The following is a 12,459-nucleotide window of genomic DNA, read 5'->3' on the forward strand; positions in this document are numbered from 1 at the left end:
GTTACGTGCATCAAACAAGCGTGTGTGGGAGCTGGCTTGCCTGCGATAGCTTCACCTTGGTATGCCTGCCACACCGAGGTGCCTGCATCGCGGGCAAGCCCGGCTCCCACACAAGCGGGCGTTTGCCGGGTTGTTCATTTCAGATCGCAAAGGCATGGTGTGTCTGGCCCTGGTGATACCGCAATCGGTTGGCCTGTCGCTCGGGTTTCAGGAACCCCACCACCGCCTCCCTGCTATCGCGGCACGCCGCTTTGTGCTCCATGTCCAGGAAGTGTCCGGTGGCCTGCACGGTGCTGAAGCTGCTGTTGGCCACGTGCTGGCCAAACAGCTTGGCGTCCTGGGCGCTGGTGTATTCGTCCCATTCGCCGTTTAAAAACAGCACCGGAATGTCGATCTGCTTGGCGGCCTTGAGGTAGCACAGCCGATCGCTATAAAGGACTTGGCTGATATGGAAGTGCATCTGCCCATATTCATGTTCGGCCAGGCTGCTCACATGTTTGTAGTTGAAGCGCTTGAACAGCGACGGCAGGTGTTTGCCGATGGTGCTGTTGACCAGGTGGCCGACACGGTCGCGGTCGAGGTTGCCGAGGTAGTCGACGCCCCGCTCCAGATAGTCACGCATGGGGGCGTTGATGACCGGAGAGAACGAGCTGATCACAGCCTTCTCGACGCGGCGAGGGCGGTGGGCGAGGGCGACCAGGGTGGCGGCGCCGCCCCATGAGAACGAGAGCACGTGTTCGGCGGCGAAGTGGTCGATGAGTTCCAGGAGGATCTGGCCTTCGACTTCCTTCGTCAGCATCTGCTCATGGCGGTTATGGATTTTGGACCGACCCGCGTAGGGCTGATCGTACAAAACCACATTGAATTGCGGGTGCAGGCTTTTGACGGTTTGGGCGAAGGATGCCGTGGTGGCCATCGAGCCGTTGACCAGGATGATGGTCTTTTCAGCCTTCTCCGCGCGATAGAACTCCGTGTAAACCCGATACTGACCCTGTATATCCAACACAGCGATTTCTGGCCTCATGTCGTAAGACTCCTGGCAAGCGGGTAGGGCGCGCAGGTAACACTGCACGAGCTTTGTGACAGGTAGGCATACGCCTGGAAATTGAAGGCCCATGTCGATCCGGTGAAGGCTGGCCGACGGGTGTTGTTATGGCGGGCATTTTGCCGAAGATGCCCGCAGATCAAGCGTTGCGGGCGGGCAAAGTGTTTCTTGGAGGTATAGGCGACTCGCCAGTCATATATTGGCTGGTGATTTTGATTCAAGCAGCACAGGTGTCACCCCGCAAGGCGAGCCGGCGGTTTTTTGCGTTCACCGGCTGAACGGTCGTCAGACCTGTCGAATTTCGTCGTCTGTCAGCGTCCGGTACTCACCTGGCGCGAGGGCGGCATCCAGCACCAGAGGCCCCATGCGCTCGCGATGCAGCCCGATCACCTTGTTATCGAAATGCCCGAACATGCGTTTCACCTGGTGGTAACGCCCTTCGATAATGCTCAGCCGCGCCGTCGTCGGCCCGAGCAGTCGCAGCTCGGCGGGTTGGGTGGTGAGGTCTTCAAAGGCGAAATACAGGCCGGCTGCAAAGGTGGCCGCGTACTCCGGGCCGATCACTTGCTCAGTCTCAACGAGGTAAATCTTGGGCAGTTTGGTCTGCGGTTGCGTCAGGCGCCGAGACCACTGGCCGTCATTGGTGATCAGCATGAGCCCTGTAGTGTTGAAATCCAGGCGACCGGCGATGTGCAGTTGGTCTTTGTTTGGCTCATCCAGCAGATCGAGAACCGTAGGGTGCTGCGGGTCTGAGGTTGCACTCACACAACCTTGGGGTTTATGCAGCATGAAATACCGTGCCGGTTTGCCTGCTTGAAGCACCTCAGCATCAACACATACTTGGCTGAATTCCCGCACCTCGTGGTGAGGATCGCTGACTGCCATACCATCGACGGTCACCCGACGTTCTACCAGCAACAGGCGCACTTGCTTGCGATTGAAACGAGGGAGGTTGCTGAGGAACCGATCAACGCGCATCGCAGTGCTTCAACTGTTCATCGACCTGGGCGCAGCGCGGGCACAGGCAGGCCTTGTTGCGCAGCTCATCGGGCAGGGCTTCAAGCACCGCCGGGTCGATGGTGACGCTGAAGCACCAGCACGCTTGATCGGCGGTACGCGGGTCAGCCAGGGTGCAGTCGTTGCGGGCGCCACAGGCGGGGCAGAGGGTTGGCGTGGTCATTGTTCGGTTCAGGCTGGAGGGTGCAAGGTTGCGGGTGATGCCCGGTGTGCCTTGCACGATACAGCGCTGCCCCGATGCAGGCTACTTACAGCTGGAACTTGCTCACCAACACGTTGAACGAAGTGGCCAGGCGCGACAGGTCTTGGCTGGAGGCGTTGGTCTGGTGGGCGCCGGCGGCGGTTTGGGTAGACAGGTCCTGGATGTTCAGCAGGTTGCGGTCCACTTCACGGGCCACCTGAGCCTGCTCTTCAGAGGCGGAAGCGATCACCAGATTGCGCTCGTTGATCTTTGCCACGCTGGTGGTGATCCGTTGCAAGGCTTCACCGGCGTTCTGCGCGAGGGTCTGGGTGTTATTGGCCCAGGTCAGGCTCTTGTTCATGGCGGCCACGGCGGCGTCGGCGCCGACTTGCACTTCGCCGATCATTTTTTCGATGTCGACGGTGGAGGTTTGGGTGCGATGGGCCAGGGCTCGCACTTCATCGGCCACCACGGCAAAACCGCGACCTTGCTCACCGGCCCGCGCTGCTTCGATGGCCGCGTTGAGGGCCAGCAGGTTGGTCTGGTCGGCGATGCCACGGATCACATCGATCACCTTGCCGATTTCGCGTACCTGGCCAGCGAGGTCGGCCACCGACTGCGTGGAGTCGTTGATCTCGCCCACCATCGAACTCATGCCGGACACCGCCTGTGCCACTTGCTGGCGACCGTCTTCAGCTTCAGTGGTGGCCTGGAGCGAGGCTTGCGAGGTGGAGACCGCGTTGCTCGCCACTTCGTCTACCGCAGCTGTCATCTGGTTGACGGCAGTGGCCGCTTGTTGGATTTCGTCATTTTGGCGGGTCAAGCCCCGGCTGCTTTCATCGGTGACCGCGCTCAGTTCTTCGGCGGCCGATGCGAGTTGGTCGGAGGCGTTGGCGATTTCCACCAGGGTGCTCTTCAGCCCGCCTTGCATGTCCGACAGCGCCATCAGCAATTGCCCGGCTTCGTCGGTGCGGTCGGTGACGATGGCCTGAGTCAGATCGCCATTGGCGATGCGCTGGGCGCTTTGCACCGCCTGGGCGATAGGGCGGGTGATCAGACGGGTGATCAGTACGCCAATAATGATCGCAATGATGAAGGCCAATACGATGCCGCTGATCATCCAGGTCAACGCGCTGTTGCGCAGGTCATCGGCGGCGATGGAACCTTCCTTGATCTGGCGATTGTTGGACTCGATCATCACGCGAATCAGCTCGCGCGCCTGACGAAACAGCTCATTGTTGGTGGAGTTGAGCTGACTGCGTGCCTGCTCGACCTGGCCGCCATCCAGCATCGAGATGATGCGTTCGGAGCTGCTGACGTAGGTTGGCCAGATCTGGTCGAGCTTATCGCCGGCTGCCCGCTCGTCGTCTTCCAGCGGTGTTGCGCGGTAGGTGGCGTAGGCGGCCTGGCTGCGTTTGAGTTCGCTGGCGATATCCTGGCGCACGCGGTCGCGGTCCTGGGGCGCGACGTCGCCTTTGCTGGCGTCCATCAAGCGGTACAGGCCGCGGTTGTGGGCGACCAGGCCATTGAGGGTGGCGGCGGTGTTGCTGACGGAGACCAGGTTGTTGGAGAAGGTCAGTTCCAGGGCTGTAGCGAGTCGAACGACGCCTTTGATGCCCAGCAGGCCAACTCCGAGGGTGACCAGTGCACACAGAAGAAATGAAAGCAGCAGCTTACTTGAGATTTTCATGGATCGAATCCGGCGAGGTTAGCGAAGGGCGCACGCTAGAGCCTCCCTGGCAAGGTGCGATATCATAGTGACATCATCGCAATGCGCAAAGTTTCCGGCCAGATAAATTTACTGAATCGATAAAGCTTTTTGAAGGATAAGGTCTATTCAGGCGTGGCATCACAAGGTTGTATCCACCCGTCTACTTAGGTGTATCAATCTGTTACTAAAGCGCACCAGATTCGGTTTTTGATGTCAGATATTTCGTCATTTGGTGAAAGCTGAATGCCGCTCCCCAGCGTCGCTGGAGGTGCTCTTTCGCGGTCCAGGAGGCCGCCATGTATCGACGACTGCTGCTCAGTGTTTTACTCGGTCTGACCCTTTCCGCTTGCGTGCCCTACTATGATGGAGGCCAAAGCTACTATCGATCCGAGGTCTATACCTCTCCGGCGCCGGCGTACTACTACGGCGGCGGCACGGCGTATCAATACCGCCGCGATTACTACCCGGCACCGCGCTACTACGCGCCTCAGCCGCGTTACTACTCGGCGCCGCGCTATTATCAGCCGGCACCCCGTTACTATCCGGCCGGACCTCGTGCCGGATACCGTCCGTATCCGAACCAGGGCTGGGGGGATCACGGCGGGAATGGCGGTCGTGGGCACGGTCGCGGTTCTGATCATGGAGGTGGCCGCGGCGGTCACCGTTGACGGGCCTGAACGGCAAGCGGCGCATGATGCGCCGCTTTTTTGCGGGCAAACACTTCAGTAGTCGGATAAATCCGCCAGTGGGTGCCGACCCTCCCACGCCTTGTGGAAGTGCGCTTGCACCACCGCTTGTGGCACAGTGTTGATGTCGGGCCAATGCCAGTGCGGCGTCTGGTCCTTGTCGATCAAGCGTGCGCGCACCCCTTCGCTGAACTCGGGATGGCAGCAGCAGTTGAGACTTAGGGTGTATTCCATCTGGAACACTTGGGCCAGGGACAGATGGCGTGCACGCTGAATCTGCTCCCACACCAGATGAGCCGTCAGCGGGCAGCCTTCGCTCAGGGTTTTGCCGGCACGGCTGAGCAGCGGGTCACTGTGATCACGCAGTTGGCTCAAGGCGCGCCAGGCACTGCGCACATCGCCCACGTCCAACCATTCATCGATCTGCGCGCGGCGCGGTAGCCACTGCGCTTCGGGCTGCTGGTCGATGGCTTCCTGGGCCAGGGCTTTGAACAGGCTGTTGAGCTGTATCTCGGTCTGTTCTTGCCAGTTCAGTTGCAGCAGGCCATCGAGCAGTTCGTCCTGTTGGTCGTCGCGCAGGAAGCGGTCGGCCAGGCCCAGGTCCAGCGCGTCACGCCCATTGATATGGGCACCGGTAAGGCCCAGAAATAAACCGAGCTTGCCGGGCAGGCGCGACAGGAACCAACTGGCGCCGACATCCGGATACAGGCCAATGCTGATCTCGGGCATGGCCAAGCGGCTGCTCGGCGTCACGATGCGCACCGCCGCACTTTGCAAAAGGCCCATGCCGCCCCCCAGCACGTAGCCATGGCCCCAGCAGATCAGCGGCTTGGGGTAGGTGTGCAGGCGGTAGTCCAGGCGGTATTCCGCAGCAAAAAACTGTGCGGCCAGGTCGGGCACGACACCCGGCTGCTCAAGGCACGCGATGGCCAGGCTGCGTACCTCGCCGCCGACGCAAAAAGCCTTGGGGCCGTTGCCGCGCAACAGTACGCAAACGATGTTCGGGTCTTTGGCCCAGGCGTCCAGGCGTTCGCCCAGGGCCAGGATCATCGGCAAGGAGAGGGCGTTGAGGGACTTTTCAGCGTCGAGGCTGGCGATGCCGATGCGGGCACCGTCGCTGCCGGTCAGCTCTTCGAAGTGCAGGTTCATCATGACCTCATTCGGGGGAGTGAGAGATCAGTATGATCTCTTGGTAGGAAAGTGCCGGATGTGTGTCAGATCAATTGACAAGCGGGGTTGGCTTTCCTAGGGTTCGCGTCATTCTTTTTTACAAGACCATTGAACCATGACCGAAGACGACCGTATCAAACTCGAACCCAGCTGGAAACATGCCCTGCGGGATGAGTTCGAGCAGCCGTACATGGCCCAATTGCGCGAGTTCCTGCGTCAGGAACATGCGGCCGGTAAAGAGATCTACCCGCCTGGCCCGCTGATTTTCAACGCGCTCAACTCAACGCCGCTGGACAAGGTCAAGGTGGTGATCCTCGGCCAAGACCCTTACCACGGCCCAGGGCAAGCCCACGGCCTATGCTTCTCGGTGCAGCCGGGCGTGCCGGCGCCGCCATCGCTGGTCAACATCTACAAAGAACTCAAGCGCGACCTGAACATCGACATCCCCAACCACGGCTACCTGCAAAGTTGGGCCGACCAAGGCGTGCTGATGCTCAACACCACGATGACAGTCGAGCGCGCCAATGCCAACGCCCACGCGGGCAAGGGCTGGCAGTTCTTTACTGATCGGATTATCGAAGTGGTCAGCGAGCATCAGCCGCACTTGGTATTTTTGCTGTGGGGCGCGCATGCCCAAGGCAAGCAGAAGCTGATTGATGCCACCAAGCACCTGGTGCTGACCTCGGTGCATCCGTCGCCGTTGTCGGCGTATCGGGGGTTCTTGGGCTGCGGGCATTTCAGCCGCACCAACAAGTTTCTTGAGCAGAATGGCGAGACGCCGATTGAGTGGCGGTTGCCGCCACTCTAATGCCCAATGCATTACAAATGTGCGAGGGGGCTTGCTCCCGATTGCGGTGTGTCTGTCACTCATTGATTGACTGACACACTGCAATCGGGAGCAAGCCCCCTCCCACATTTTGAACAGTGTTCGGCGTCAGATCTTGTCGGGCTGGCTATTCCAGCGTCTGAACAACGGCTCTGCCAAAAACAGCACAAACAACAAACGCATCACCTGCATCGCCGTCACCAGCGGCACCGACAGTTGCAAGGTCTCCGCCGTCAAACTCATCTCGGCAATCCCGCCGGGCATCATGCCCAGCGTCAGCGAGCGCAGGTCCAGATGGGTCAGGGCGCTCAAACCCACCGCCGCCAATGTGGCCAGCGCCATGGTCAAGGCCGTGCCCACCAAGGTACGGGCCATAAACGAAGGCGCACGGCGAAAGAACTGTCGGTTGAAGTGACACCCCAGCCCGCTGCCGATCAACCATTGGCCAATCTGGCTGCCGCCATCGGGCAAGCCGATATGCAAATCCCACACAACACTGGCGGTTGCACTGACCAACAGCGGCCCAAACAGCCACGGGTTTGGCTGGCGCAAACGCTGCCAACCCCAAGCCACCAACGCGCCTATCGGAAACAACGCGAACAGCCAAGGCCAACTCACCGGCGCCGGATGAAACTGCGGTGCGCCGCCGTCAAGCAGGTACTTGAAGATCGCTGGCACACACAGCACCACCACCAACACCCGCAAACTCTGCCCCGCCGCGACACGGCTAAGCACCGCGCCGTTACGTGCACCGAGGTTGACCATCTCACCGGAACCGCCCGGCATGCTGGAGAAAAACGCCGTGGCACGGTCTTCACCGCTGCGGCGCATCAACCACACGCCCACCACGCTCGACAGGCTGGTGACCAGCGCGCCAAAGAAGATCAGCCCGAAGTGACTCATCACCTGCTCGATCACCACCGGGGTGAAGTGCAGCCCGATACCTATCCCGACCACCCATTGGCCGCATTTGCGCCCTCCGGGTATTTCGGCCAACTGCCACGGCGTGAGGCAGCGCACCAGGATGATCGCCAGCAACGAGCCGACCATGTACGGCAAAGGCCAGCCGACGAGGCTGGCCAGGTAACCGCCGGCCAAGCCGACCAGCGGTGTTGCCCACCATTGTTTAAAGGTGACCTCAGACATCGGCCACGGCACGACGCTGCTGGGCACGTTTACGGTAGATACGCACCAGCGGGAACATCAGCATCAGCGCGGTCAGCACCCACACCCCAAAGGTGATTGGGCTCGACCAGAGGATGTCCAGCGCACCGTTGGAGATCGACAGCGCACGGCGCAGGTTCTGCTCCATCAAACCGCCGAGAATAAAGCCCAGCAGCACCGGCGAGAGGGGGAAGTCGAGCTTGCGCAGGATGTAACCGAAGATGCCGATGCCCACCATCAGGAACAGGTCGAAGGTGGTGGCGTGAACCGCGTATACACCAATCGCAGTGATGATGGCGATCACTGGCACCAGCGCCCAGTTCGGCACGGCGAGGATGCGGGTAAAGATGCGGATCATCGGGATGTTGAGGATCACCAGCATGATGTTGGCGATAAACAACGAAGCGATCAGGCCCCAGACGATGTCCGGTTGCTGTTGGAACAGCAGCGGGCCAGGGGTGATGTTGTACAGCGACAGCGCGCCGATCATCACCGCCGTGGTGCCCGAGCCGGGTACGCCGAGGGTCAGCATGGGCACCAGGGCACCACAAGCAGACGCGCCGATCGCAGTTTCTGGTGCAGCCAGGCCACGCATGTCGCCTTGGCCGAACTTGCCGCTGGCACCGGCCAGGCGTTTTTCGGTCATGTAGGCAACGGCCGAGGCCAACGTGGCGCCTGCACCTGGCAATACGCCCATGATGAAACCCAGCAGGCCGCAACGGATGTTAACTACAAAGACGGAGGACGCTTCCTTCAGGTTGAACATCATGCGTCCGGTAGCTTTTACGGCTTCCTGGCCACGGTGGGTTTTTTCCAGCAGCAACAGGATTTCGCTGATGGAGAACAGCCCCAGCACCAACACCACGAACTGGATGCCGTCGGTAAGGTGGATATTGTCGCCAGTGAAGCGGTAAACCCCGCTGTTGGCATCGATGCCAACTGCTGACAGGAACAGGCCGATCAGCGCCGCCACAAACGTCTTCAGCGGCTTGTCACCGGCCATGCCGCCCAGGCACACAATCGCAAACACCATCAGTACGAAATATTCCGCCGGGCCGAAGGCAATTGCCCATTTGGCCAATAGGGGCGCAAACAGCACCATGCCGCAGGTGGCGATAAACGCACCGATGAACGAACTCCATGCCGACAACGACAGCGCCACGCCGGCCAGGCCTTTGCGGGCCATTGGGTAGCCGTCGAGGGTGGTCATTACGGTGGAGGCTTCGCCTGGGATGTTGAGCAGGATCGAGCTGATACGGCCGCCGTATTCGCAGCCCAGGTACACCGCTGCCAGCAGGATCAGCGCCGATTCCGGCGGCAGGCCCAGGGCGAATGCGATGGGGATCAACAACGCCACGCCGTTGATCGGGCCCAGGCCCGGCAGCAGGCCGACCACGGTGCCGATCAAGGTGCCGCACAGCGCGGTCACCAGGTTGTAAGGGCTCAGCGCGACGCCGAAGCCTTGGCCCAAATAGCCAAAAGTATCCATATCAGTTCTCCAGAACGTCGAGCAGGCCAAGGGGCAACGGCACATCCATGGCTTTATCGAACAGCAGATAAAGGCCGATGGCCATGAGGCTGACGATCACCACGCTCGGCAACCAGCGGCCGCCATACAGGCGTGCCATGGGGATGCCGATCAACATGCTGCTGAGGATGAAACCCAGAGGTTCGAAGGTGCCGGCGAACACGATCAGCAGGCCGACGCAAATGCCGATCTTGATCAGGGTTTCGCGGTCTAGCGCGGGTTCTTCTTCAGTGTGCTTGGTCGGCTGTGGGCGAATGATCATGTAGATCAAGCCCAGGCTCATCAGCCCGAGCATCAACAGCGGGTAGGCCCGTGGCCCCACCGGTTCGTAGGAAAATGCAGCCTGATACGGCCACGCCATCAGCGCGAGGCCGGCGCAGACCAGCAGCATGATGCTGGCGAAAATGCGTTGTAAAAGCATAGGAAACTCCTAGGCCGCTTTTGTGGGAGCGGGCAAGCCCGAATGCCAGTCAATCAAGGGCGAGCGCAGTACCTGTGGCGAGGGAGCTTGCTCCCGCTGGACTGCGTAGCAGGCCCATTGTTGGGGCCGCTTCGCGACCCAGCGGGAGCAAGCTCCCTCGCCACAGGTTACTGTTGACTCTTTCTAGTTCTTAACTGACTGGCATTTGGGCACGCCTGCTCCCACAGAGGGGCGATTACTGGATCAGGCCAAACTCTTTGGCCAGCACTTTGTAGTCAGCCACTTGTTTCTTCACGTAGGTGTCCAGCTCCGGGCCGGTCATGGCAAACGGGAACAGCTCGCGCTGGTCACGCAGCTTGGCGAACTCGTCGGAGGCCAGCAGTTTGTCGAAGGCTTCTTTCCACCAGGCGTAGTCGGCATCGCTGACTTTTGGCCCGAGGTAGAAACCACGCACCACTGGCCAGACGATGTCGTAGCCTTGCTCTTTGGCGGTCGGAATGTTCTTCATTTCCGGCTCGTCCAGGCGCTCTTCGGAGAACACCGCCAGCAGGCGCATGTCACCGCTCAGGATGTGCGGCATGGAGTCGGAGATGTCGGTGCTGCCCACTTGGATGTGACCGCCAAGCAAGGCCGTGGCGATTTCGCCGCCGCCTTCGAGGGCCACGTAACGCAGCTCACGCGGGTTGATCCCGGCGGCCTTGGCGATCAACGCGGTTTGCATCCAGTCCTGGCTGCCGACGGTGCCGCCGGAACCGATGACCACGCTGCCCGGATCTTTCTTCAGGGCTTTGACGAGATCATCGAGGGTCTTGTAGGGCGAATCGGCTTTCACCGCGATGGCACCGTAGCTGGTACCCACCGCTGCCAACCAGCGCACGGCGCTTTCATCGAAGCGGCCGAACTTACCTTGGGCCAGGTTCAACAGCGAGCCGCTGGACCACGCTACCAGGGTGCCAGCGTCTGCCGGGCGCTGGGCGACCACGGCGTTGTAGGCCACCGCGCCGACGCCGCCGGGCATGTAGGTCACACGCATTGGTTTGCTCAGCAGCTTCTCGTTCACCAGCGCGCTCTGCGCCAGTTTGCAGGTCAGGTCAAAACCACCGCCGGGGGAGGCTGGTGCGATGCATTCCGGGCGCTTGGGTTCGTCGGCGGCCAGCAGTTGGCCGGCGAACAGCATGCAGCCGGCGGCGAGGGCCAATTTACGCAGTGAGAGGGTCATGTGTTATCTCCGTCTTTGTTGTTATAAGTGGCGACTACCAAAGAGCAATGCTGTAACTCACCAGCAAGCGCATTTCATCCGCATCACGGGCTGAATAATTGGAGCGGTACGTGGCATTACGCAGACGCACGGCCACATCCTTGAACGTGCCGCTTTGCACCACGTACTTGATCTCGCTGTTGCGCTCCCACTCTTTGCCGGTGTCGCCGTTCTTGAGCTTGATATTGTCACCCGAGAGGTAACGGCTCATAAAACTCAAACCCGGAATACCCAGTTTGGCGAAGTCGTAGTCGTAGCGTGCCTGCCAGGAGCGTTCTTCGGCGCCGGCAAAGTCGTTGATCTGCACGAAGTTGACCAGGTACGGGTCGCTGCCATCCACATACGGGAACGCGCTGTCACCGGACATGTGCTGGTAACCGGCGCTGAGCTTATGGCCATTGAGGGCATAGCTGAACAGGCCGTTGAGGGAGGTGTTGTCGATCTTGCCGCCACGGGCTGAGCCGGTGTCATCACTGATGGCCAGGCGCAGGTCGGTGGCGAAGGTGCCGGGGCCCATCGGGCGGGCGGCCACCAGGCCGAGGAAGTGCTGGCGGTACACGTCGTCGAGCTGGGCGAAGTGATAGCTGCCGGTGATCTTGTCGGCGAACTTATAGTCGGCGCCGCCGAAGTTGAAGTGCTTGCCGGTGGCGCCGCTGAGGAAGCGGCTGTTTTTGTTGTTGAGGGCGATGTCTTCGTAGTTGCTGTCGTCGCGGTCCTTGGCTTTGTCCAGGCGGCCACCGGTGAACACCAGGTTTTTGAATTCCTTGGAAGTGATCAGGCCACCGTTGAAGGTTTGCGGCAGGATGCGACCGTCGTTGGGCTTGAGGATTGGCAGCTCGGGAATCAGCGAACCGACTTTCAACTCGGTGGCAGAGATTTTCACTTTGCCGGTCAGGCCCAGCTTGGAGTACGAGTCGGCGGCGCGGCCATCGTCGTGGGTGGGCAGCAGGCCGGTGCCGGTGCGGTCGGGGCTGGAGTCGAGCTTGACCCCGAGCATGCCCAGCGCATCCACGCCAAAACCGACGGTGCCATCGGTGTAGCCTGATTGCAGGTTGAGCATAAAGCCCTGGGCCCATTCGTCGCGCTTGGATTGCTGGGCGCTGGTGCCGTCGCGGAAGTCGCGGTTGAAGTACATGTTGCGGGTTTCCAGTGTCGCGCTACTGTCTTCGAAGAAGGCAGCCTGGCTAAGCGGCGAAAAGCCGGCAAGGGCAGTGGCACTGGCAAGGGCGGTCTGGGTAAGGCGGGAAAAACGTACAGGCGGGCAAGCCTGGGGCTGTGTCGACAGCATCGTGGTGTACTCCGTTATTGTTCTTATTTTGGCGAAAACGCTTCGAGGCGTTTTTCGGGCGCGACGGCTCAGGTCGCTGGGCAGGCATGAGCTACCGTGTCTGGATGCTAAAGGGCGAAGCTTTCACTAACCTTTCAGCGGCCTTTCAATGTTTTCGGGCTTCA

At 60.6% G+C, this 12,459-nt stretch carries 12 protein-coding genes; 2 read left to right on the forward strand and 10 right to left on the reverse strand.

Annotated features, from left to right (window positions below):
• Positions 1 to 139 precede the first annotated feature (139 nt).
• From ICY20_RS03515 to ICY20_RS03530, 4 genes are all read right to left on the reverse strand, one after another.
• Positions 140 to 1,024: an alpha/beta fold hydrolase gene (locus ICY20_RS03515; RefSeq protein WP_159962174.1), complete on the reverse strand. Its 885-nt coding sequence runs from the start codon at positions 1,022 to 1,024 to the stop codon at positions 140 to 142.
• Between the two features lie 306 nt (positions 1,025 to 1,330).
• Positions 1,331 to 2,023, reverse strand: a complete 693-nt coding sequence (locus ICY20_RS03520; RefSeq protein ID WP_194936939.1) for a pseudouridine synthase — start codon at positions 2,021 to 2,023, stop codon at positions 1,331 to 1,333.
• Positions 2,013 to 2,225: a cysteine-rich CWC family protein gene (locus tag ICY20_RS03525; RefSeq protein WP_194936940.1), complete on the reverse strand. Its 213-nt coding sequence runs from the start codon at positions 2,223 to 2,225 to the stop codon at positions 2,013 to 2,015. Before ICY20_RS03525 ends, ICY20_RS03520 begins: the two co-directional genes overlap by 11 nt.
• 85 nt (positions 2,226 to 2,310) lie before the next feature.
• Positions 2,311 to 3,933, reverse strand: a complete 1,623-nt coding sequence (locus ICY20_RS03530) for a methyl-accepting chemotaxis protein (RefSeq protein ID WP_159962171.1) — start codon at positions 3,931 to 3,933, stop codon at positions 2,311 to 2,313.
• A gap of 317 nt (positions 3,934 to 4,250) precedes the next feature.
• Between ICY20_RS03530 and ICY20_RS28135 the strand changes: the two genes are divergently transcribed.
• Positions 4,251 to 4,622, forward strand: coding sequence for a hypothetical protein (locus ICY20_RS28135; protein WP_159962170.1), 372 nt, complete (start codon positions 4,251 to 4,253; stop codon positions 4,620 to 4,622).
• Between the two features lie 54 nt (positions 4,623 to 4,676).
• On the opposite strand, the gene ICY20_RS03535 is transcribed toward ICY20_RS28135, so the two are convergent.
• Complete coding sequence (locus ICY20_RS03535) at positions 4,677 to 5,789, reverse strand: enoyl-CoA hydratase/isomerase family protein (protein WP_194936941.1); 1,113 nt, start codon at positions 5,787 to 5,789, stop codon at positions 4,677 to 4,679.
• 136 nt (positions 5,790 to 5,925) lie between these two features.
• Here ICY20_RS03535 and ung point away from each other — a divergent pair, with 136 nt between their 5' ends.
• Positions 5,926 to 6,618 (forward strand): uracil-DNA glycosylase, encoded by a 693-nt coding sequence (gene ung / locus ICY20_RS03540; RefSeq protein WP_194936942.1) that lies wholly within the window; start codon positions 5,926 to 5,928, stop codon positions 6,616 to 6,618.
• A gap of 126 nt (positions 6,619 to 6,744) precedes the next feature.
• Here ung and ICY20_RS03545 read toward each other — a convergent pair whose 3' ends face one another.
• The 5 genes from ICY20_RS03545 to ICY20_RS03565 all read right to left on the reverse strand — a co-directional run bounded on the left by ICY20_RS03545 (position 6,745) and on the right by ICY20_RS03565 (position 12,295).
• Positions 6,745 to 7,782, reverse strand: coding sequence for an AbrB family transcriptional regulator (locus ICY20_RS03545; RefSeq protein WP_159962167.1), 1,038 nt, complete (start codon positions 7,780 to 7,782; stop codon positions 6,745 to 6,747).
• On the reverse strand, positions 7,775 to 9,289 hold the full coding sequence (locus ICY20_RS03550; RefSeq protein ID WP_159962166.1) for a tripartite tricarboxylate transporter permease: 1,515 nt from the start codon (positions 9,287 to 9,289) through the stop codon (positions 7,775 to 7,777). Before ICY20_RS03550 ends, ICY20_RS03545 begins: the two co-directional genes overlap by 8 nt.
• 1 nt (position 9,290) lies before the next feature.
• The gene (locus ICY20_RS03555; protein WP_124525853.1) at positions 9,291 to 9,749 is read right to left on the reverse strand and encodes a tripartite tricarboxylate transporter TctB family protein; all 459 of its coding nucleotides are present in this window, start codon (positions 9,747 to 9,749) and stop codon (positions 9,291 to 9,293) included.
• A gap of 235 nt (positions 9,750 to 9,984) precedes the next feature.
• Complete coding sequence (locus tag ICY20_RS03560) at positions 9,985 to 10,968, reverse strand: Bug family tripartite tricarboxylate transporter substrate binding protein (RefSeq protein ID WP_159962165.1); 984 nt, start codon at positions 10,966 to 10,968, stop codon at positions 9,985 to 9,987.
• Positions 10,969 to 11,002: 34 nt separating this feature from the next.
• Complete coding sequence (locus ICY20_RS03565) at positions 11,003 to 12,295, reverse strand: OprD family porin (protein WP_194936943.1); 1,293 nt, start codon at positions 12,293 to 12,295, stop codon at positions 11,003 to 11,005.
• Positions 12,296 to 12,459: the final 164 nt, after the last annotated feature.

Source organism: Pseudomonas pisciculturae (genome assembly GCF_015461805.1).
Taxonomy (GTDB): Bacteria; Pseudomonadota; Gammaproteobacteria; order Pseudomonadales; family Pseudomonadaceae; genus Aquipseudomonas; species Aquipseudomonas pisciculturae.

Coding starts and splice junctions, on each gene's coding strand:
- ICY20_RS03560 (WP_159962165.1), bottom strand. CDS start 10,968: ATGACCCTCTCACTGCGTAAATTGGCCCTCGCCGCCGGCTGCATGCTG.
- ICY20_RS03520 (WP_194936939.1), bottom strand. CDS start 2,023: ATGCGCGTTGATCGGTTCCTCAGCAACCTCCCTCGTTTCAATCGCAAG.
- ICY20_RS28135 (WP_159962170.1), top strand. CDS start 4,251: ATGTATCGACGACTGCTGCTCAGTGTTTTACTCGGTCTGACCCTTTCC.
- ICY20_RS03555 (WP_124525853.1), bottom strand. CDS start 9,749: ATGCTTTTACAACGCATTTTCGCCAGCATCATGCTGCTGGTCTGCGCC.
- ICY20_RS03525 (WP_194936940.1), bottom strand. CDS start 2,225: ATGACCACGCCAACCCTCTGCCCCGCCTGTGGCGCCCGCAACGACTGC.
- ICY20_RS03530 (WP_159962171.1), bottom strand. CDS start 3,933: ATGAAAATCTCAAGTAAGCTGCTGCTTTCATTTCTTCTGTGTGCACTG.
- ICY20_RS03550 (WP_159962166.1), bottom strand. CDS start 9,289: ATGGATACTTTTGGCTATTTGGGCCAAGGCTTCGGCGTCGCGCTGAGC.
- ICY20_RS03565 (WP_194936943.1), bottom strand. CDS start 12,295: ATGCTGTCGACACAGCCCCAGGCTTGCCCGCCTGTACGTTTTTCCCGC.
- ICY20_RS03535 (WP_194936941.1), bottom strand. CDS start 5,789: ATGAACCTGCACTTCGAAGAGCTGACCGGCAGCGACGGTGCCCGCATC.
- ICY20_RS03545 (WP_159962167.1), bottom strand. CDS start 7,782: ATGTCTGAGGTCACCTTTAAACAATGGTGGGCAACACCGCTGGTCGGC.
- ung (WP_194936942.1), top strand. CDS start 5,926: ATGACCGAAGACGACCGTATCAAACTCGAACCCAGCTGGAAACATGCC.
- ICY20_RS03515 (WP_159962174.1), bottom strand. CDS start 1,024: ATGAGGCCAGAAATCGCTGTGTTGGATATACAGGGTCAGTATCGGGTT.